The sequence below is a fragment of the Spirosoma radiotolerans genome (assembly GCF_000974425.1).
GTDB lineage: Bacteria > Bacteroidota > Bacteroidia > Cytophagales > Spirosomataceae > Spirosoma > Spirosoma radiotolerans.
On record NZ_CP010429.1, the window covers coordinates 425,035 to 449,453 of the forward strand.

Genomic DNA, 24,419 nt, shown 5'->3' on the forward strand with positions numbered 1-24,419 from the left:
CTTCCAACTGCTACGAAGGCATCCTGTTCTGTTGCCGATCCAGTCAAAAGCAGCCATTCAGTAGTAAATAATAAAAGTTTTAACTCGTAATCAAGATGATGGGGAATTCGATAAAAAAGCACAGATGGAGCGTCTTGGCCACGTTTGTGTTCACCGTCATAAGCCAACTGGTGCAGGCCCAATCCGGCAGCTTTGGAAGTACTTTTGCCCATACTACAGCTGAAATGGCTATTTATGAGCAGCATGACTTTGTGACCGGCAGCGGTACCATCAATGCTGGTATCATTGGCTCGGAGCGCCAGCCCGCCATCGGGATGTACAGCTTCGTCAACCCTAACAGCAGTTGGATCAACGCCAGCAACACCGCTTTTGTGGATGGCTACGTGCGCACCTACAACGCTGGACCCTTCACTTTCCCCATCGGCGATAACAATAAGTACCGCCCGGCGGCTGTGTCAGCCTCCTCGGCGGCTGCCCCCACCACGGCGGCCTATTACGGTGTGGATCCGGGGCTGGCCACCACCAGCAACCTGATGGGGGGCACCTACGGCATTCTGCCCGGCGGTGGCCCGGCATTTCCCACCACGGCCAAAGCGGCCAATGTGGGCACGGTCGATAATATCGAGTACTGGGACATCGATGGCACCACTCCGGCTAAAATTACCCTGACTTGGGATGCCAATACGCCCATCAGCGCAATGGTCGGTGCTAACCTGAATAACCTGACCATTGTCGGTTGGGATGGTACCCAATGGGTCGCCATTCCCTCGACGGTGGATGCTAGCTCTTTGGCGCAGAATACCAGTGCTAGTACCTTCAATGGCCTGAGTGCATCGGTGACGGCAGGTTCGATTACCACCACGGCGGCCATTGTACCGGGTTCTTTCACGGTCTACACCCTGGCGGGGGCCTGCCCTCCAACGACGATTGTGCCCAACCTGACGAGTCTGACGATCTGTTCGGGCACGCAGGTAGCCATCAATTACACAACCAATCCGGCAGGTGGTCAAACCCTGTGGACCCGCATGCCCGGCAACGTCAGCAGCTTTGGTGATGTTACGGATTTTCCCACAGCAACGGGTAGTAACCCAGTGAGTTATACGTATTCGGCGGTGGTCACCTCGTTTAGCTGTCCCAGCCAGACGGCGGTCACTACGGTGCTGGTCAATCCGGTTCCAATCGTGACGCCTTCGGTCTGTTCCCAAACGATCTGTTCGGGTCAGACCGGGGCCATTACGTTTGCGACCGACATTCCGGCCACCATCAACTGGCTGCGAGTGGAAGACAACGCCACGGGTACGGGCAACATCAGCCAGTTATTCAACACGGCCGGCACCTACACCTATAAAATCTGGGGTGTCTCGTCGTCGGCTTCCTGTCCCTCGTCGACCACCATCACCTGTACCATTGTTGTCAACCAGAGCCTGATCGCCACGGCTACCGTGGCTGCGGGCAGCGGCTGCATCGGGCAACCGTTTAACCTGTCGGCCACCTCAACGGGCGGTCAGGCACCGTTTACCTACGCCTGGACCGGTCCGAACAGCTACGTTGGTTCCGGGGTTAATCCGCAGGTGACAAATTCCGCTTCAACGGCCATCAACGGCAATTACATCGTCACGGTCACTGATGCCCAGGGCTGTTCGGGAACGGCCACGGTAGCGGTTTCGGCCAGCAACTGCTGTAGCCTGACGGCTACGGCGGGCAACACGCTGGTTGCCTGCGCGGGAGGCACCCTCAACCTGAGTGTCACGGCGGGCAACAGCACCACCGCCCCGGTAACTACCCCATTGACGTATAAATGGAGTGGCCCCAACGGTTTTGCCGCCACCACCGCCAACCCGACGCTGACGGCCACGGCCGCTGCGGCAGGTGTGTACAGCGTGACGGTCACCGACGGCCAGAGTTGTACGGCCACAGCTTCCGTGACGGTCAGCGTTAGTCCGCAACCGAGCGCGGGCAACGACGTGATCGTGTCGATCTGTAACAACGAAACCGTTGATCTGGCGACCTATTTCCCGGCCGGGGGTTCTTTCTCGGCTGTTACGGGGTCACTTTCGGGAAGTATATTCAATGGCATTACCTCGGGCGTCGGCTCTTACACCGTATTGTACGGTGTAGGCGGCAACGGCTGTCCCGTCGATCAGGCGGCTGCCGTGGTCGTGGTCCGGGATTGTACGCCACCGTCCTGTAATTACCCCATCAGTACAGCTGTCGTGGATGCCAGTTGTGGAAACAGTGATGGTACGGCCATCGTCTCCCTAGGTGGCTTGCCCACGGGCGCCACCACCGGCTTCGCCTGGAGTAATGGGAAAACCGGGCCAACGGTTGCCGGGTTAGCCGCAGGCGTCTACAGCATTACCGCTACCGTTTCGACCGGTAACAGTGTCTGTAGTGTTGTCGACAGCATTCAGGTCAACGATATCGGTGGGCCTGTGGCTGAAATCAGCCTGATCACCTCGGCCGATTGCCGGGGAGCCAACGGAGCGGTTGCCATCGATATAACCACTGGTACCGGTCCCTTTCAGATTTCCTGGAGTGGGGCGGGCAGTGGCAGCACATCCGGCGCCAATCTAGGTACAACCACTGTGCAGCTGGCACCAGGCTCGTACATCTTCAAAGTGACCGGCACGTCTGGTAATACGGCTTGTGCGTCCTACCTGCCCATTACGATTCCTCAGGATGATACCGATCAGATTAGTGTAACGGGAACGCCAACCAATGCCACTGCCTGTGGCTCGCCGACGGGTAGCATCCTCATCACGGCGACACCAGCCGTTGGCGTAACAGGACCCTTCTCCTTCTCGCTGAATGGCGTACAAATTGGAACCTCATCGCTGCCAACCTTTACAGTTTCGGGACTGACCGCTGGCGTATATACAGTAAGCGTTAGCTCGGCGGGTGGGTGTAAAACGCCGGCCGTTCCCGTCACTATCCTGGAAACGGGGGCTCCCACGGTTGCAGGCTGGACAGCGGTCAACCCGGCTTGTCCAAGTGACAAAGGGCAATTGGTATTTGCCGGGGGACAACCTACGGCAACCTACCTGATTCGGGAAGTAACGACGGGCTCGATCGTTGGGCCAACAGCGGGCATTAGTGGCGCTTCGTCAACCTCTCTGACGCTACCCGCTGGTACCTACAGCATTCAGCAAACATCGACAGCATCAACCTGTACGTCGTTTACAACGGCAACCATTTCGGTTCCTCAGGGTCTCAAATTTAATGTACAATATACAAAAGTGGCCTGTGCGCCAGGCGGTTCGGCAAACAATGACGGCACGATCTCGATCGTGCAACAGACAGGTGGCACGGCTCCTTATTCGACCACGGTTCTGAATAGCCAGAATCAGGTGATTGCGGCTACCTCACCCGATACTTACACCAACCTGAAACCGGGCACCTATCAGATTAACGTAGTTGACTCAAAAGGTTGTTCAGGTGTTCAAAATGTATTTGTAACGGTTCCGGATTGTAACCTGAAATGCCCAATCATCCCGATGAACACCTTTGTCGTCGATGCAAACTGTAGCACCGCCGATGGACGTGCCGTGGCGCAGTTGGGTAATTTTGCCGACAGTGATGTCGACTACCTCTGGAGTAACGGCTTCTCCGGTCCGACGACCAACGGCCTGGCTGCGGGTGTTTATTCGGTCACGGCTACCGTTCTGACAGGAACATTTGTCGGTTGTCCATACATTGAAACCGTCAACGTCAACCAGATCGGTGGTCCGGTGGTAGCACAGGGGGTAATCAACCCGTCGAGTTGTGCGGCCAATACCGGCACCGCTTCGTTCAGCGTCGCCAGCGGCACTGGCCCATTCGCCGTAACCTGGACGGGTCCGGTGAGTGGCAACCGAAGTGTAAATGGTACAGCTCCCTTCCAGTTTACCCAGTCGGGTCTGGCTCCGGGAAGCTATGTATTCACCTTCACGGCCAGCGGATCGACGTGTAAAACGGTACTCGATGTAACGATTCCGGTTTCATCAAGCAGCAACATTTCACTAGCTGCTGTTCCGACCCCAACGTCGAGTTGTGGCTCACAGGATGGATCGATCAGCCTGACCGCGTCGGGTAGTGGTCCAGCTTATACGTATACACTGAATGGTGCATCGTACACGACCGTATCGGCCAGCACCCTTCAGATTCCTAACTTGCCTGCCGGTGTATATACGCTTGGCGTCATCAGTGGGGCCAACAGCTGCTCAACCACGACGACGGCCATCATACAGCAAACCGGCGCTCCTGCAGTAACCGGCTGGACATCCCAAAGCATGGCTTGTGCTGACGGCACGGGTTCACTGACGTATGCGGGCGGCACAGGTACTGGTACCTACACCATCTCCCTGGGCGGGACGGTAGTTGCTACTGTACCGCAAAATTCAACAGGACCTCTGGTAACGAACCTACCGCAGGGAGTCTATACGGTTGAATTACAGAATGATACCTGTTCTTCATTCCAGAACTTTACCATTACCGGGCCTACGGGTATCGACTTTAACGTACAGTACATTGCCGAAACCTGCGGACCCGGTGGCGTTGGCAATGGCGATGGTACCCTGAACGTGATTCAAATCAACGGGGGGACGCCTACTTATACGGTATCCATCATCAATAACCAGGGGCAGACCATCGCCGGGGCCAGTCATTCGAATCTGGCTGCGGGTAACTATGCCGTGTCTGTCACGGACGCAAACGGCTGTCCGGGCAATCAGACCGCCCTCGTAACGGTGCCGCCTTGTCAACTCAAATGTCCGACTTTGCCAATCAATACAGCCGTGGTCGACAACCAGTGTGGTCAGTCTGTTGGTCAGGCCACCGCGTCACTCCTTAATGTACCGGCTGGGGCAACAACGACTTACCTCTGGAGCAACGGTCAGAATGGACCAACAGCGACTGGATTAACGGCGGGTGTTTACTCGGTAACCGCAACGCTATTTGCCAATAACACCATCTACGCAGGTTGTACATACGTCGATACCGTAAATGTCAACGACATTGGTGGACCGATCGCCAGCATTTCGGCCACAGGGGCTGCCAGTTGTACAGCTTCGAACGGTTCGGTCGCGCTTAATATTCAGGGAGGCACCGGGCCGTATAACATCACCTGGAGTGGGCAAACAACGGGGTCTCAAACAGCCTCGAGTGCAGGCCTTGTTACTATTTCAGGGTTGAAAGCAGGAAGTTATGCCTTCACCGTGGCAGGCTCTGCGAACACGTGTAAATCTGTCATTGACGTAGTGATTCCGACCCGCACGCCAAATGGATTTACGCTGAGTGTCATACCAACGATGGTAAGCAGTTGTGGTGCTTCAGATGGCAAATTGGCCATTACAGTTTCGGGTGGAACGGGACCATTCATTTACAGTGTCAATGGGTTCGTTAAGGGTGTCAGTAGTTCACGGACATTTTCCGTACAGGGACTACCCGCCGGAGTCAACACCGTTACTGTAATGGATGTCAATGGGTGTGATGTCACAAAAGACAATATTCTGATAAATCCAACAGGCCAGCCAGCCATCGCCAACTGGACTGCATCGGATGCCCTGTGCCCGCAGAATAATGGGTCTATACAGTTCAATGGGTCTGGAAATGCAACGGATGAATACGTTGTAACGATTTCTGGAACGGCCACTGAAATTGGGAGGACGCCGGGAAATGCATCGGCCTCTTACTCGGTTCCAGGCGGAACATACCTAATAACCAGAACAAATTCGACCTCCTGTGTATCGGTAACAACCGTTGTTGTGAACCAGCCAAGGGGGCTTGATTTCAATATTCAGTATAACGAACCCGTATGTCTCTCTCCAGCATCGGGAAGCCTGACGGTTATTCAGCCTTCAGGCGGAACGGGCGCCTACTCGTACACCATAACGGGGGCAACGGGTATAGTCTCAACGTCGGCTACCGCGACTGGTCTGCTAAGCGGCAGTTATACAGTTACTATGGGCGATAGCCGAGGCTGTACGTTCAGCGATGTGGTTATCCTGTCAACCGGATCTAACTTATCCGCAACGGCCGGTGCCACGCCTGGAATCGCCTGTATCGGTAGTCCAATTAGTCTGAGTGTTACAGGTGTGGGCGGCTCAGGTCAGCTAACCTATAACTGGTTTGGGCCCAACGGCTTCTCCGGAACGGGTCAGTTGTTGACGGCTACCGCATCAATAAGTGGCAGCTACACCGTAGTCGTAACCGATGCTTCGGGTTGTAGTGCTACTGCCTTAACCGCTCCAGTGACAACCTCATTATGTACAACATGTCAGAACCCAGTGCTAACGCTAACGGGTCCGGTGTGTGATCCGGTGACGGGCTTGAGCACGGTGAGCTACGCGGTGAGTGCGGGGGCCAGTGTGAGCAGCACTTCCGGGAATGTCAATTCTACTTTACAGATCATAACGGGCATTGCCGCCAACACGCCGGTGGTGGTAACAGCCAGCGTAGCGGGGGGCTGCAGCACCAGCCGGACGGTAGTGACCGGAGCGGTGTGCACCACCTGTGCCACAGCTATCAACCTCTCGACGGGCAACGCAGTGTGCACCGGTACGGGCAGCTATGTAGCCAGTGTGACGGCTACCGCAGGAGCCAGCCTGAGTGTGCTGGGCGGTACGATCAGCGGGAACACGGTGACCGGTACGGTAGGCAGCAGTGTAACGGTGGTGGCCTCCATTGCCGGATGTGCCTCGCAGACCCAGGTGATCGGTAGTCCAGCTTCGTGCACGGGTACGCCCTGTAACCCGGGTGGTCCTCTGGTGAGTGCGGTGGCGGGCTGTGACAACAACGGCAGCACCTACAGTGTGGTCTTCACCGCCCCCACGGGGGTGAGCGTGACGGCCAGTGCCGGTACGGTGATTGGCAATACGGTGACGGGCCTGAGCCTAGGCAGCTCGGTGACCTTGACGGCGGTCAACAGCTGTTCGGTGAGCCAGGTGACGTCCATCAGCAGTCCCGTCTGTGCGCCGGTCTGTCAATCACCGGTGCTAACGCTAACGGGTCCGGTATGTGATCCGGTGACGGGCTTGAGCACGGTGAGCTACGCGGTGAGTGCAGGAGCCAGTGTAACGGCGAACGTAGGAGTAGTCAACGCTCTTCTCAATACGATCAGTAATATTCCCGCCAACACGCCGGTGGTGGTAACGGCCAGCGTAGCGGGGGGCTGCAGCACCAGCCGGACGGTAGTGACCGGAGCGGTGTGCACCACCTGTGCCACAGCCATCAACCTCTCGACGGGCAACGCAGTGTGCACCGGTACGGGCAGCTACGTGGCCAGTGTGACGGCTACCGCAGGAGCCAGCCTGAGTGTGCTGGGCGGTACGATCAGCGGGAACACGGTGACCGGTACGGTGGGCAGCAGTGTGACGGTGGTGGCCTCCATTGCCGGATGTGCCTCGCAGACTCAGGTGATCGGTAGTCCAGCTTCGTGCACGGGTACGCCCTGTAACCCGGGTGGTCCTCTGGTGAGTGCGGTGGCGGGCTGTGACAACAACGGCAGCACCTACAGTGTGGTCTTCACCGCCCCCACGGGGGTGAGCGTGACGGCCAGTGCCGGTACGGTGATTGGCAATACGGTGACGGGCCTGAGCCTGGGCAGCTCAGTGACACTGACGGCAGTCAACAGCTGCTCGGTGAGCCAGGTGACGTCCATCAGCAGTCCCGTCTGTGCGCCGGTCTGTCAGTCACCGGTCTTGACGGTGACGGGTCCGGTATGTGATCCGGTGACGGGCTTGAGCACGGTGAGCTATGCGGTGAGTGCAGGAGCCAGTGTGAGCAGCACCTCCGGGAATGTCAATTCTACTTTACAGATCATAACGGGCATTGCCGCCAACACGCCGGTGGTGGTAACGGCCAGCGTAGCGGGGGGCTGCAGCACCAGCCGGACGGTGGTGACCGGAGCGGTGTGCACCACCTGTGCCACAGCCATCAACCTCTCGACGGGCAACGCTATCTGTCTGAATGGCACCAGCTACGTAGCCAGTGTGACGGCTACCGCAGGAGCCAGCCTGAGTGTGCTGGGCGGTACGATCAGCGGGAACACGGTGACCGGTACGGTGGGCAGCAGTGTGACGGTGGTGGCCTCCATTGCCGGATGTGCCTCGCAGACTCAGGTGATCGGTAGTCCAGCTTCGTGCACGGGTACGCCCTGTAACCCGGGTGGTCCTCTGGTGAGTGCGGTGGCGGGCTGTGACAACAACGGCAGCACCTACAGTGTGGTCTTCACCGCCCCCACGGGGGTGAGCGTGACGGCCAGTGCGGGCACCCTCGTAGGCAATACGATAACGGGCCTGAGCCTAGGCAGCTCGGTGACCTTGACGGCAGTCAACAGCTGTTCGGTGAGCCAGGTGACGTCCATCAGCAGTCCCGTCTGTGCGCCGGTCTGTCAATCGCCAGTGCTAACGCTAACGGGTCCGGTGTGTGATCCGGTGACGGGTCTGAGCACGGTGAGCTATGCGGTGAGTGCAGGAGCCAGTGTGAGCAGCACTTCCGGGAATGTCAATTCTACTTTACAGATCATAACGGGCATTGCCGCCAACACGCCGGTGGTGGTAACGGCCAGCGTAGCGGGGGGCTGCAGCACCAGCCGGACGGTGGTGACCGGAGCGGTGTGCACCACCTGTGCCACAGCCATCAACCTCTCGACGGGCAACGCTATCTGTCTGAATGGCACCAGCTACGTAGCCAGTGTGACGGCTACCGCAGGAGCCAGCCTGAGTGTGCTGGGCGGTACGATCAGCGGGAACACGGTGACCGGTACGGTGGGCAGCAGTGTGACGGTGGTGGCCTCCATTGCCGGATGTGCCTCGCAGACTCAGGTGATCGGTAGTCCAGCTTCGTGCACGGGTACGCCCTGTAACCCGGGTGGTCCTCTGGTGAGTGCGGTGGCGGGCTGTGACAACAACGGCAGCACCTACAGTGTGGTCTTCACCGCCCCCACGGGGGTGAGCGTGACGGCCAGTGCCGGTACGGTGATTGGCAATACGGTGACGGGCCTGAGCCTGGGCAGCTCAGTGACACTGACGGCAGTCAACAGCTGCTCGGTGAGCCAGGTGACGTCCATCAGCAGTCCCGTCTGTGCGCCGGTCTGTCAGTCACCGGTCTTGACGGTGACGGGTCCGGTATGTGATCCGGTGACGGGCTTGAGCACGGTGAGCTATGCGGTGAGTGCAGGAGCCAGTGTGAGCAGCACCTCCGGGAATGTCAATTCTACTTTACAGATCATAACAGGCATTGCCGCCAACACGCCGGTGGTGGTAACGGCCAGCGTAGCGGGGGGCTGCAGCACCAGCCGGACGGTGGTGACCGGAGCGGTGTGCACCACCTGTGCCACAGCCATCAACCTCTCGACGGGCAACGCTATCTGTCTGAATGGCACCAGCTACGTAGCCAGTGTGACGGCTACCGCAGGAGCCAGCCTGAGTGTGCTGGGCGGTACGATCAGCGGGAACACGGTGACCGGTACGGTGGGCAGCAGTGTGACGGTGGTGGCCTCCATTGCCGGATGTGCCTCCCAGACTCAGATCATCACCAGCCCGGCTTCGTGCACGGGTACGCCCTGTAACCCGGGTGGTCCTCTGGTGAGTGCGGTGGCGGGCTGTGACAACAACGGCAGCACCTACAGTGTGGTCTTCACCGCCCCCACGGGGGTGAGCGTGACGGCCAGTGCGGGCACCCTCGTAGGCAATACGATAACGGGCCTGAGCCTGGGCAGCTTGGTGACCTTGACGGCGGTCAACAGCTGTTCGCTCACCCAGGTGACGTCCATCAGCAGTCCCGTCTGTGCGCCGGTCTGTCAGTCACCGGTGCTAACGCTAACGGGTCCGGTGTGTGATCCGGTGACGGGTCTGAGCACGGTGAGCTATGCGGTGAGTGCAGGAGCCAGTGTGAGCAGCACTTCCGGGAATGTCAATTCTACTTTACAGATCATAACGGGCATTGCCGCCAACACGCCGGTGGTGGTAACAGCCAGCGTAGCGGGGGGCTGCAGCACCAGCCGGACGGTAGTGACCGGAGCGGTGTGCACCACCTGTGCCACAGCCATCAACCTCTCGACGGGCAACGCCATCTGTCTGAATGGCACCAGCTATGTAGCCAGTGTGACGGCTACCGCGGGAGCTACTATAACGGCCTTTGGAGGCACAGTGATTCCCTTCTTAGGTATAGTGACGGGTACGGTGGGTACGAATGTGACGGTGGTAGCCTCCATCGCCGGATGTGCCTCGCAGACCCAAGTGATTGGTAGCCCAACCTTGTGTAATCAGCCATGCCCAACGAGTTCGCTAATGAGTGTCAGTGGCCCACTTTGTGACGGTAACGGTTTAACATACTCGGTACACGTTACCGCGCCAGGCGGGGTGACGGTGACAACGAGCAGTGGCACGGTTATCAATGGTGTGGTGAGTGGTATTAGTATAGATACTCCTCTATCCCTGACAGCAATAAATAATAATTGCTCGCTGATGCAGGTGGTGACTGTGAATCCGCCAATCTGTCCGGTGGTGTGTCCCACGCCGATCGGGCTGAACCTGGTGGTGACGGCGGCCCAGTGTGGCTCGGCCACGGGTCAGATCACGGCTACGCCTACCAACGGCTCGGGGTCGTATACCTACAAGTGGAACACGGGCCAGAGCGGTCAGACCCTGAGTGGTCTGGTGGCCGGGGTGTACTCGGTGACGGTGAGTGACGCCAACGGCTGCACGGGAGTGAGCGGGTCGATCGACCTGCCGGGCTCGCAGGCGCCGGTGGTGAGCCTGGTGCGTGTGTCGCCAGCGGCCTGTGGTCAGGCGACGGGGTCCATCAGTGTGAGTGCCAGCGGAGGCCAGTTGCCCTATCAGTATCAGTGGAGTAACGGAGCCAGCACCAGCAGCGTGAGCGGGCTGAGTGCAGGGCAGTATACGGTAACGGTGAGTGACGGCAGTGGCTGTGCCAGCACCCTGAGTGTGGGTGTGGTGGGCAGCAGCAGCCTGAGTCTGGTGACGGCTAGTAGCCCGGCGGCCTGTGGGCAGGCCAGCGGCACGGCCAGCGTGAGCGTGAGCGGGGGCAGCGGCTCCTACACCTACCAGTGGAGTAACGGAGCCAGCACGGCCAGCCTGAGTGGTCTGGTGGCGGGTGCCTACTCGGTGACGGTGAGTGACGGAGCGGGCTGCCGCAGCACGGCCACGGTGAACGTCAACTCGGTGAGCGGTCCCCAGCTGACGCTGACTCCTGTGGATGCGGCTTGTCATGGCTCGGCCAGCGGCAGCGTGAGCGTAGGGGTGACGGGGGGCAGCGGCTCCTACACCTACCGGTGGAGCAACGGCTCGACGAGTGCCAGCCTGAGTGGGCTGGTGGCGGGCACCTACTCGGTGAGCGTCACGGATGGGTCGGGTTGTGTGGCCAGTGGTCAGGTGACGGTGGGTGAACCGGCGATCATCCTGGCGGTCTACAACCCCGTACGGGGGGTGTGCCCCTCGGTGGTGGGAGACATTGTGCCGGTAAGCATCAGCGGGGGCAGTGCTCCCTACACCTACCGGTGGAACACGGGGGCGACGAGTGCGGGTCTGACAGGGGTCAGTTCGGGCACCTACACGGTAACCATCACCGATGCCCGGGGCTGCGTAGCCACTGGCTCGGCGGTGCTGGTGGCCCCCACCTGTCCGGTGGTGTGTCCCACGCCGATCGGGCTGAACCTGGTGGTGACGGCGGCCCAGTGTGGCTCGGCCACGGGTCAGATCACGGCCAGTGTCACCAGCGGAGTAGCCCCTTACAGTTACGTGTGGAGCAACGGCCAGAGCGGCCGAAGCCTGAGCGGGCTGGCTTCGGGTATCTACTCGGTGACGGTGACCGATGGTAACGGCTGCACGGGTGTGGTGAGTAATGTCACCCTGCCAGGCAGTCAGGCACCGACCGTGTCGCTGGTGAGTGTCAGCCCGGCGGCCTGTGGGCAAGCCAGTGGCGGTGCCAGTGTGAGTGCCAGTGGAGGCAGTGGTGCCTACACTTACCAGTGGAGCAACGGGGCCAGCACCAGCAGTGTGAGTGGTCTATCGGCGGGCAGTTATACGGTGAGTGTCTTTGACGGCAGTGGGTGTCAGGGTCTGCTGACGGTGGTAGTGCCGGGCAGCTCGAGCCTGAGCCTGACGGCTTCGGCTACCCCGGCGGCCTGTGGCAATGCCAGTGGCAGTGCCAGTGTGAGTGCCAGTGGTGGCACCACACCATATCAATACAAGTGGAGCAGTGGGGCCCTAACGGCCAGCGTGAGCGGTCTGGCTTCGGGAGCTTACTCGGTGACGGTGAGCGATGCGGGTGGCTGCTCGGCGACAATGACGGTGAACGTCAACTCGGTGAGCGGTCCTAGTCTGAGTGTCAACGCGACACCGGCAGCCTGCAACGCCACGGCCAGTGGCAGTGCCACGGCGGTAGCTAGCGGAGGCAGTGGTGTCTACACCTACCAGTGGAGCAGTGGTCAGAGTACCAGTGTGGTGAGCGGTCTATCAGCGGGTACCTACACGGTGAGTGTGACCGATGGCAACGGCTGCAAAGCCAGCCAGCAGGTGGTCATCAGCCAGCCCGCTGCGATCCTGGCCATCTACAGTCCGGCACGCATCGTGTGTCCCTCGACGGTGGGCAGCATCACCCAGGTGAGCATCAGCGGGGGCACGGCTCCCTACAGCTACAGCTGGAGCAACGGGGCAACCAGTGCAGGTCTGAATAACGTGGGTGCGGGTAGTTACACGGTGACCATCACCGATGCCCGGGGCTGCGTGGCCACCGGTACGGCGACTCTCACCCCCGCCAATTGTCCGCCCGTGTGCCCACCCCTGGGCATCAACCTGGTGGTGACGGCGGCTGAGTGCGGCTCGGCCACGGGTCAGATCACGGCTAGTCTCACCAGTGGCACCGCTCCTTACACTTACGTGTGGAGCAATGGCCAGAATGGTCCGACCATCACCGGTCTCTCCTCAGGGGTGTATTCGGTGACGGTGACCGATGGTAACGGCTGCACAGGCGTGAGTGGGTCGATCAACCTGCCGGGGTCTCAGGCACCGGCCGTGTCGCTGGTGAGTGTCAGCCCGGCGGCCTGTGGGCAAGCCACGGGCGGTGCCAGTGTGAGTGCCAGTGGAGGCCTGGCTCCTTACTCCTACAGTTGGAGCAACGGGGCCAGCACCAGCAGCGTGAGCGGTCTATCGGTGGGCACCTACACGGTGCGAGTGCTTGACGGCAGTGGGTGTCAGGGTCTGCTGACGGTGGTAGTGCCGGGCAGCTCGAGTCTGAGCCTGACGGCATCGGCCACGCCAGCGGCCTGTGGCAGTGCCAGCGGCAGTGCGGGTGTGGTGGTCAGCGGGGGTACCCGTCCGTATCAGTATAAATGGAGTAACGGGGCCATCACGGCCAGCGTGTCTGGCTTGGTCTCGGGGGCTTACTCGGTGAGCGTGACCGACGCGGGCGGCTGCTCGGCAACGGCGACGGTGAACGTCAACAGCGTGAGCGGTCCGAGCCTGAGTGTGAACTCGGCGGGGGCCTCCTGCAACGCCACGGCCAGTGGCAGTGCAACGGCGGTGGTCAGCGGGGGCCTTGCTCCTTACAGCTACAGCTGGAGCAACGGGGCCAGCACCAGCAGCGTGAGCGGTCTATCAGCGGGCACCTACACGGTTCGTGTGACCGATGGCAACGGTTGCCAGGCCAGCCAGCAGGTGGTCATCAGCCAGCCCGCTGCGATCCTGGCCATCTACAGTCCGGCACGCATCGTGTGTCCCTCGACGGTGGGCAGCATCACCCAGGTGAGCATCAGCGGAGGCACGGCTCCCTACAGCTACAGCTGGAGCAACGGGGCAACCAGTGCAGGTCTGAATAACGTGGGTGCGGGTAGTTACACGGTGACCATCACCGATGCGCGGGGCTGCGTGGCCACCGGTACGGCTGCCATCCAGCCCGTCACCTGTGCCTCCTGCCTGAACGCCTTCGTCTATCTGCAGGGAGCCCTGGTCGATGCCGATGGCATCTGGCCAGTTAACCCCCCAACCGGGGCCAATAACGAACCACTGATGCGGGATGACCTGCGGGCGAAGAACCTGATTCCCCTGACCGATCCCTACCGGACGGCGCCTTACCTGGCCACCTTCTATCCGGGTGGTGCCGGCTCGATTGGGGCTCTGGATCCTTTCGCCGAGACAATTATCAACCCGGCGGTGGCTTTAGCGGCCCGTGGGGACAGTTCGGTGGTAGACTGGGTTCTCTTGGAGTTCCGGGATCCGGCCAGCCCTTCGGTGGTCAAGTACACCCGCTCAGGTCTGGTGCTTCGCAACGGAGCGATCGTGGACATGGATGGTCGTTCGTGTCTGGACATCAGCCATGTGGCGGGGGGCAGTTACCAGGTAGCGGTGCGTCATCGCAATCACCTGGGGGTGATGACCCAATCGAGTGTGAGCTTGAACACGGGTTCGGTGAATGTGGCAGTGGACTTCCGCAAGTTGACACCCACCGAGATCTGGCATGATACGACGAATCCAACGGTGGTGAGCCTGTATGGGGACAAAGAACGTCGGGATCTGTCATGGGCGGCTGGTTACTATGCCTTGTGGGGTGGGAATGCCAATCGGGATGACAAGACGATCTACCAGGGGCAGCTCAACGATCCTCAGGAAGTCTTCAACCAGATCACAACCGCTCCTGGAAATATTTTCAACACACCTTCTTACATCCTGCCTGGGTACTACAGTGGGGATGTAAACATGGATGGAAAGACGATCTTCCAGGGCCAGGAGAATGACACCCATATCATATACAACATCATGATTCAACACCCAAGCAATGTCCTCAATAATCCTTCCTTCATCATTAGGCAACAATTGCCATAGGGATAGGCAGGACTTATATGGAATCATGAGAATGTATAGATGAACACAACAAGTAGAAATTAAATCCGATTACCATGAAAGCTGTAGAGAAAGTAATGTGGTTTAGACCCTGGATTCTGCTGCTCCTGCTGCTGGGTGGAGCCGCCAGACCATCTGTCCAGGCCCAGAATGTACCGGGCTGTGATCCCCTGGGCCGCACCCCCCTGGTTGATTTTCAATTGACCTACGATGTGGTGGCTAATCAGTACACGGCCTGGTACGTCCCTACAGACAACACCCTGCATCGGGCCGTCACCGGCCAGTTTACCATCATCACGCCCAACGGGTTTACAACCCCAGGGAGTAATGGTCGGGATGCCAACTTCCAGATCACCGACATCAATGGGAACTGGTCTGACTTTGTCATCGATAATGAACTGATCACTAGTGCTGGGCAAGTGGCTCTACCGGCGTTAAGCGGGGTGGCGGTTCACCAAGTGGGCATGGCTCCAGCGGGGATCGATATCGATCCCGATGGGGCGGGTCCTCAAACTATAGCAACACCCGTTACGGCGGGTGTTGCTGTGCCCTTGTTTTCCTTTCCGGGCACGGGTTGTGCCTCGGTGGTCCGCATCCTGGTCAATGGTGAACCCATCCAGAATGCAATAATGACTTTTGGTAGTAATGTCAATAATGAAATAACGCTACAGATACCGCGAGCCGCGGGCATCCCGGCTCTGGAACGCTACTGTAAGAATGCGACCCTCAACACGGTAGCCCTGGTGTTACCCGACATTCAGGACGATACCCAAACCCTATGCGCGACAAGCTCTACTTATTCCAATAACTATTTTACCCAGGTGCTACGCAACTGGAACCCTGCCAACCTGCCCGCAGGCAGCAGTGTGGTGGCTACGGCTAACCAGCAGTGGGGCAGCTTCACGGTGAGCCCAGTTTCCTTGCAGGGCAATGTAAGTTTGAACCCTGGCACGGGGGCTTATACGCTGACCTATCCCACGGTGGGAGGGGTGATCCAGCCCGGTTCGTTAACGATCTGTAACACGCTGGGGGATAAATGTAACACGGCCAGTGATGGGGCGTGTGTGGTTATCTCCTGGGTTAGTTCAGGGTCAGTGTCGATTGCGGCTACTGGCCCGAACTGTGTCTCGAACGGTCCGGCCAGTGTCACCTTGACGTCAACGTCGGGATTCAGCAGTTACAGTTGGTTGGGTAGTGGTCTGACGGTCAGCAGTGGCAATCCGGTGACGGCGACGCTGAGTTCGGCAGGCGTTTATTCTTACACCGTCATCGCTGCAAATGCAACCGGGTGTAGTACAACGGCAACAACGTCATTTACACTGGCTAATAAACCAGTTATTGCAAGTGTTACATCAACTAATCCAACTTCCTGTCCAGGAACGGATGGGGTATTGACATTAAGCGGACTAGTGGCTGGACAGACTTACGCTATTAATTATTCAAAGAATGGGGCATCTCCCATCAGCCAAAATCTGACTGCAACGGGTTCTGGTCAGATCAGCCTGAGTGGCTTGACCACCGGTGTTTATTCCATTTCTGCTTCTGCCGGTGGGTGTACCAGTGATCCTGTTTCCGCAACCTTAATCGATCCTACCCCGCCTGTTGCTCCAACGGTTACGGTCAATCCTTTAGGGTCTATCTGTTTGGGTAGCAGTGTTATATTAACGGCTACGGGGGCTGTTGGTGCCAGTTTCAACTGGACGGGCTCAACTTTGTCCCAGTCGACCGGTAGCTCGGTTACGGCAACTCCAGCTACGGCCGGAAGCTTTGTTTATACGGTAAGTCAAACGGTTGCAGGTTGTAATTCATTACCCGCCAGTGTGACCGTTACGGTTAACCCGAAGCCAGGCATAACACTGTCTGCGCTGTCGACAACTGTTTGTGTGGGGGGAAGTATAGGCCTGACAGCCTCACCGTCTGGTGGGTTGCCGGGCTATACCTTTGCCTGGAGTGGTCCTAATTTTTCAACGACATCAACCGTCAGTACTATAAGCATTCCAAATGCTAGTATTTCCAATAGTGGTATTTATTCGGTAATAGTTACCGATGCAAACCAGTGTTCAACAACGGCAACAACGCCCGTTGCGATCAATGTGATTAACTGCTGTTCGCTCTCGGCAACGGTGGCTACCAGTCAATCCACTATCTGTGTGGGCAGCACAGTGACGTTATCAGTGAATGTCTCAGGTAATACAGGGCCACTAACTTTTCAGTGGAGCCCAGCCATCGTGGCTCCAGTTGTGGGTAGCCCGGGTGGAACAGTCAGTCCTACAGCGACGACGACCTATACCGTAGTCGTTACTGATACAGGTGTTCCCAATTGTTCGCGAACAGCAACCGTAACGGTCACCGTCAACCAGCCACCCGTGGTACAGGCCGCTCTTTCTTCAGGAACCGTTTGTCTGGGAAGTTCAGTCAATTTGACCGCGACTATAAATACTAACAGTGTCGGACCTTATAGTTTTAGCTGGAAAGGTCCAAATGGATATACATCTTCCCAGCAAAATCCGATCATAGCCTCGGCTCAAGCTATCCAATCGGGTAGTTACACGGTGGTTGTAACGGATGCCAATGGCTGTAGTATAACAGCAACAACGCCGTTAGCCTTGTCTGTGATCAATTGTCCAGTACCTTGTCCGGCCCCGATTGGCTTCAACCTGGTGGTGACGGCGGCCCAGTGCGGCTCGGCAACGGGTCAGATCACGGCCACGCCCGCCAGCGGCCTGGCTCCTTACAGCTATGTGTGGAGCAACGGCCAGAGCGGACAGACCATCAGTGGTCTGCTAGGGGGAGTGTACTCGGTGACCATCACCGATGCCAACGGCTGCACGGGCGTGAGTGGCTCGATCAACCTGCCGGGCTCTCAGGCACCAATGGTCCGACTGGTGAGTGTCGCTCCGGCGGCCTGTGGGCAGTCGACGGGCGCCATTAGTGTGAGTGCCAGCGGTGGCTTGCCGCCCTATGCCTACCAGTGGAGCAACGGTCTGTCGGGTAGCTCGGTGAGCGGTCTGTCGGCCGGGGTGTACACGGTAAGCGTGAGCGACGGCAGTGGCTGTGCCAGCACCCTAACGGTGAGTGTGCCGGGCAGCAGCAACCTAACCCTGGTGGCCAGTAGCCTTCCAGCGGCCTGTGGTCAGGCTGCTGGCAGTGTGAGTGTGAGTGTGAGTGGGGGCACAAGTCCTTATCAGTATAAATGGAGTAACGGCGCCATCACGGCCAGTGTGAGTGGGCTGGTCTCGGGCGCTTACTCGGTGACGGTGAGTGACGGGGGCGGCTGTAGCAGTGTGGCCTTGGTGAATGTCAACTCGGTGAGTGGTCCGGTGCTGACGTTGAGTTCAGTGGATGCGGCCTGTAATGCATCGGCCAGTGGCAGTGCGAGTGTGAGTGTGAGTGGGGGCAGTGGGCCGTATAGTTACTTCTGGAGCAATGGCCGGAGCGGCCAGACCATCAGTGGTCTGGTGGCCGGCGTGTACTCGGTGACGGTGGTGGATGGCAATGGCTGTCGGGCCAGTGGTCAGGTCACGGTCGGTCAGCCCGCTATGATCCTGGCCATCTACAGTCCGGCACGCATCGTGTGTCCCTCGACGGTGGGCAGCATCACCCAGGTGAGCATCAGCGGGGGCACGGCTCCCTACAGCTACAGCTGGAGCAACGGGGCAACCAGTGCAGGTCTGAATAACGTGGGTGCGGGTAGTTACACGGTGACCATCACCGATGCCCGGGGCTGCGTGGCCACCGGTACGGCGACTCTCACCCCCGCCAATTGTCCGCCCGTGTGCCCACCCCTGGGCATCAACCTGGTGGTGACGGCGGCTGAGTGCGGCTCGGCCACGGGTCAGATCACGGCTAGTCTCACCAGTGGCACCGCTCCTTACACTTACGTGTGGAGCAATGGCCAGAATGGTCCGACCATCACCGGTCTCTCCTCAGGGGTGTATTCGGTGACGGTGACCGATGGTAACGGCTGCACAGGCGTGAGTGGGTCGATCAACCTGCCGGGGTCTCAGGCACCGGCCGTGTCGCTGGTGAGTGTCAGCCCGGCGGCCTGTGGGCAAGCCACGGGCGGTGCCAGTGTGAGTGCCAGTGGAGGCCTGGCTCCTTACTCCTACAGTTGGAGCAACGGGGCCAGCACCAGCAGCGTGAGCGGTCTATCGGTGGGCACCTACACGGTGCGAGTGCTTGACGGCAGTGGGTGTCAGGGTCTGCTGACGGTGGTAGTGCCGGGCAGCTCGAGTCTGAGCCTGACGGCATCGGCCACGCCAGCGGCCTGTGGCAGTGCCAGCGGCAGTGCGGGTGTGGTGGTCAGCGGGGGTACCCGTCCGTATCAGTATAAATGGAGTAACGGGGCCATCACGGCCAGCGTGTCTGGCTTGGTCTCGGGGGCTTACTCGGTGAGCGTGACCGACGCGGGCGGCTGCTCGGCAACGGCGACGGTGAACGTCAACAGCGTGAGCGGTCCGAGCCTGAGTGTGAACTCGGCGGGGGCCTCCTGCAACGCCACGGCCAGTGGCAGTGCGACGGCGGTGGTCAGCGGGGGCCTTGCTCCTTACAGCTACAGCTGGAGCAACGGGGCCAGCACCAGCAGCGTGAGCGGTCTGACGGCGGGCACCTACACGGTTCGTGTGACCGATGGCAACGGTTGCCAGGCCAGCCAGCAGGTGGTCATCAGCCAGCCCGCTGCGATCCTGGCCATCTACAGTCCGGCACGCATCGTGTGTCCCTCGACGGTGGGCAGCATCACCCAGGTGAGCATCAGCGGGGGCACGGCTCCCTACAGCTACAGCTGGAGCAACGGGGCAACGACGCCGGGTCTGACGGGAGTCAGTTCGGGCACCTACACGGTGACCATCACCGATGCGCGGGGCTGCGTGGCCACCGGCTCGGCGGTGCTGGTGGCCCCCACCTGTCCGGTGGTGTGTGAGAAGCCAGTGTTAACGGTATCGACCCCGATCTGTAACAGTCTGGGCACGGGCTACACGGTGAGCTTCACCAGTAGCAGTACCAATGTGACAGTGAATACAGGTACCATCAGCGGCAACACCATAACAGTGAACGGCCTGACGGATCTGGTAGTAACAGCCAACAATGGATTGGATTGTTTTAGCCGCCTGACGGTGCTGGCACCAACTTCGTGTCCAACACCAGGCAGCTGTACGTTAGTGCCGACGCTGACAGTGGGCCAGCCGGCATGTTTGGGCACGGGTCAGTATACGGTGAGCGTGAATGGAACCAATGGAACCATCAGTACGTCAGCCGGTACGCTGTCAGGCAACACGGTGACGGCTAACATCGGCACCAACTTGGTGATCACCATCACAGGAGCCAATGGTTGTGGCAGTTACTCCGTAGGGGTCGTCTCGCCAGCTTCGTGTACCACGTCTTGTACCAATCCGCTGGTTTCCGTATCAGGACCGGTGTGTGGCAGCAATGGAGTCTATGCAGTGAATGTGACACCCGCTAGTGGGGTAAGTCTGGTAGTCAGTGGAGGCACGCTTTTAGGCAATGTCATCACAGCGACCACCGGTACTCCGGTGAGTATCACCGCCCGGAATGGTAGTTGCGCCGATCAGGTGGTGGTGATTCGGCCGCCGGTTTGCCCACCCGCCTGTACGCAGCAAGAACTGATCGTCTTTAGCACGCCGGTTTGTCAGACCGCTACGCAGACTTATAGTGTGAACTACGTAGCTACGCCGGGTACGGTCATTGCGACCAACGCAGGAAATACGGCTGTCGTTGGTATCATTACAGGTATTCCAGTTGGCATTGTTCTGAGTGTAACCGCTACGAATGGCACGACCAACGCCTGTCCGCAGGTGAAAACGGTCAATCCGCCAGCGGGTTGTTCAACGGTAGTCTGTCCGGCACCAATGCTCACCTTCTGTAGCCCGCTCTGTAATCCAACAACGGGTGGCTTTACGTTCACCTTCATTACCAACGGTACGAGCGTGACAGCCAGCAATGGGGCAACGGTGGACATGAAGACCGGGACGGTTACGGTACCAGCCGGTGTAACAGCGGTTACCGTAACAGCAATTAATTCGCAGAACGGCTGTTACCAGACAACCAGCTTCACGGTAGGCGCACCAACGGGTTGCACTGTCTGTAAATTGCCCTCGCTGTTTGTCTGTCAGCCTGTCTGCAATGGCGATGGCACCTACAGTGTTGGCTACCTTGTCTCCCCTGGAGCGAGTGTAACAGCTATTGGCGGTGTGATCTCGGCAGGAAATCGGATTACAGCTCCGGTAGGAACCAAAGTGACTGTAATAGCATCGAACGGGCCAGGGTGTTCAATCGATGTGGTTGTCAATTCGCCAGCGTCCTGCTCGGTCTGTGTGCAGCCAGGCTTCGGAATCTCGGGTATTATATGCCGGAACAATGGGGCTAGCTACGATGTGCAGTATATCACCAACAGCACCTCGGGTACGGTAACGGCTTCGAAGGGTAAGATTGTCGGAAATGCGGTAGTGGATGTTCCTTCAGGACAGCCGGTCATACTGACGCTAACCAACAACAGTTGTCCGCCGGTATCTATTACGATCGCGGCCCCAACGAGTTGTACGCCAAGCTGTGTAACGCTTGAGTTGAAGGTGTTGCTCGAAGGTCCGTACAACACGACGACACATCTGATGAACACCACGCTCAACAGTCGCGGGCTGCTTCCTGGCCAAACGCCAATCGGTATGTTCGCGGTGCCGACGCCGGCGGGTCAGCCTTACAACACGGCGCCGTGGAACTACACGGGTACGGAGAGCATAACGAACTATCCAGCCGACGTTGTCGATTGGGTACTGGTATCGCTGCGGACAGATTCGCTGACAACGAACACCGCCTTCCGGGTTGCCGGTCTGTTGCACAGTGATGGTCGGATCAGTTTTGTCAATCCGTGCTTCAGCATTCCGAATGGTACGTACTTCCCAGTTATTGAACACCGCAATCACATGGGTGTGATGTCGCCAACTCGTGTACCTGTTGTGAACAACAAATTGATATTTGACTTCACAACCCAGAATTCGTACATGGTTACTAATCCACCGTCTTTCGGTGAGATTCAGATCGATAATCGGTGGATGATGTACGGTGGCGATGGCAAGAAAGACACCTATACGGATGACTTCGATATCAACTTCTTCGACTCCAAATTGTGGAAAGATGAGAGCGGTATCTTCGATCAATACCGGCTGGGCGACTTCAATATGGATGCCGATGTGAACTTCAGTGATAGTGTACTCTGGAACAAAAACAACGGTCGCTATTCTAAAGTACCGCACTAAGGCGGAATAGGCCGGGTGGGCGTAACGTTTATGCCCGCCCGGTCAATTCACTCATTTATTCAGATCTTATGAAATCGACCCAAAAGACAATAGCTATGATCCGGTTTTGCATGACACTTCTCTCCGTATGTTGCCTGGCTGCACCACAGGCAATGGCTCAAAACGGGATATTTGACGTTCGTTTAAAGTTAAATAAGGTCGACTGTAGCACCCAGAAGCTATTGGTCGATGTCGAAATAAAAGCGCAAAGCGAAAACAGTTCGTTTCTGATGGGAAATGCTAATTTTCGCTTTGGGTACGACGCCCAACAACTCCAGCATCCAGTACTTATTGAACAGTATAATTTTAGCAGTGCCAGCAAAACAGCTGACCTGAACTATAATCCACAAACCCTGAATGGCTCCTCCGAACGAATGACACGGGGAATCGTTTCCCTGAATGTTCTTTATAGCGGCTCAGGAGGAGGTGCTGCTCAGGTAAGCACCGCCTGGACACCCATTGCCAAGGTTCAGTTTGACCTGGTCAACCCAAAATCAACGTCTGGCACCACGATTACCTGGAATGACAGCCAGACATTTCCGGTAACCGGCCTGAGTGAGGTGATCCTGAAAGCAACCGGCGATCAGGTGAACTCACAGGTAGCAAAAGCCAGTGGCGTATTTCAGAACCTTGACGTCAAACCATTGGCTGAGGTTTGCAGTAGCCTTAGTTCGCCCGAAACGGGTGAATTTATGATTCCGGAAGGGTTCTCTCCGGATGGAGATGGTATCAACGATCGATTTGTACTCTATAATCTGGGCTCCCTGAAAGCCAGCCTTACGGTCTATAACCTGAGTGGTGCTATTATCTATAGCCAGGATAACTACCAGAACGACTGGGATGGAAAAACGGATCGTGGTGTAGCGCCAGCGGGTACGTATTTCTACAGCATTCGCCTGAGCGACGGGCGCTCATTCGAGCGATCCATGACGATCAGCCATTGATGATTAACAACTGTACTCAGCTTAAACTAGATGATTGTATTGCGCGATCCGAGGTAGCCAAGGACTGGAGCCTAACAGCCCTGACGAACCTCAGCAACGGCGCTACCATCCGCATAAGTAGACTATGAGGACACAACCCACGACTACAGTTTAATCAGCTAATGCAGGCAATTCTTAGTGACAATGATAAACTCGTGTTCAATGAAAAGATGGCTATGTCTGTTCCTGCTGATGGCTGGGATTTGCGACCTCGGCTGGGCACAGCAGGATAAAGTATTCTCTCAGTACATGTTCAACATGATGACTCTGAATCCAGCCTACGCTGGTAGTCGGGATGTTGTGAGCATGACGGCCCTGTATCGGAACCAATGGACTGGCGTGCAGGGCGCTCCGCAAACGGCTACGTTTACCATGGATATGCCCCTCAACAAAGAACGGATTGGTATTGGCCTTCAGTTATACAGCGACCGGGTTGGGGTTTTTGAAGAATCGGGGGGATTTGTTTCTTATGCCTTCCGGATTAACGTAGGTAAGCGAAGCAAACTGGCCCTGGGGTTGCAGGGAGGAGCGTCGAGCTACCGTGGCAATCTGGCTGATGTACAAACCACACCGGGGAATACGGGTCAGCTCGACCCGAACTTCTCGTACAATGTCTCCAAGATACTACCCAATTTTGGTACGGGCATTTACCTTAGCAGCGACCGGGCTTATGTTAGCCTGTCGGTACCCAGATTGATCAAAAATAAGCTCAACGAATACAATGTAAACGAACTGCGATCTGTCCAGGTACGACAGGCCTATTTAGGTGCCGGGTTTGTGATGAGCCTGAGTCCTGTCGTCAAGATGAAGCCATCGACGTTGCTGCGCTATGCCGAAGGGTCGAACCTTGGGTTCGATGCCAATATCAACTTCTGGTTTGCCGACCGGATTGCCCTCGGTGCCTCCGTTCGGAAGAACCAGTTTTCAACCTGGTCTTCGGCCACGACCGATGCGGTGATTGGTTTACTGGAAATTCAACTGACCAATCAGTTGCGCTTTGGCTATGCCTATGACCGAACCCTGAACAATTTCCGAAATGTAGCGCCCAGCTCGCACGAGATCATGCTTCGGTATGAATTTGGCATGGGCAAAAACTATATTCTAACCCCACGCTATCTGTAATGGATAACGCATGAAAAGCCTATACAGTAAGTTTTCCTGTTGGCTATACTGGCGGTGAACTATTGAAAATAACCTATCCTGCACCTGTCCGTATGGTGTGGGATATTAGCATTAGAAACGATTTACAATGGCTGGTCAGCGTTAGTTTATAGATGTATTTTATGGGA

General features: G+C 57.8%; 4 protein-coding genes. All 4 read left to right on the forward strand.

All coding sequences use genetic code 11. The annotated features are described in order from the left end of the window. Positions 1-95 precede the first annotated feature (95 nt). The 4 genes from SD10_RS01745 to SD10_RS01760 all read left to right on the forward strand — a co-directional run bounded on the left by SD10_RS01745 (position 96) and on the right by SD10_RS01760 (position 24,252). Entirely contained in the window at positions 96-14,819 is a 14,724-nt protein-coding gene (locus tag SD10_RS01745) for a SprB repeat-containing protein (protein ID WP_046375405.1), read from the forward strand. Positions 14,820-14,893: 74 nt separating this feature from the next. After that, positions 14,894-22,108: a beta strand repeat-containing protein gene (locus tag SD10_RS01750; RefSeq protein ID WP_046375406.1), complete on the forward strand. Its 7,215-nt coding sequence runs from the start codon at positions 14,894-14,896 to the stop codon at positions 22,106-22,108. A gap of 68 nt (positions 22,109-22,176) precedes the next feature. Beyond that, positions 22,177-23,091, forward strand: coding sequence for a gliding motility-associated C-terminal domain-containing protein (locus SD10_RS01755; RefSeq protein WP_082111482.1), 915 nt, complete (start codon positions 22,177-22,179; stop codon positions 23,089-23,091). A gap of 201 nt (positions 23,092-23,292) precedes the next feature. Next, positions 23,293-24,252, forward strand: a complete 960-nt coding sequence (locus SD10_RS01760) for a PorP/SprF family type IX secretion system membrane protein (protein WP_227699115.1) — start codon at positions 23,293-23,295, stop codon at positions 24,250-24,252. The last annotated feature ends 167 nt before the right edge of the window (positions 24,253-24,419 follow it).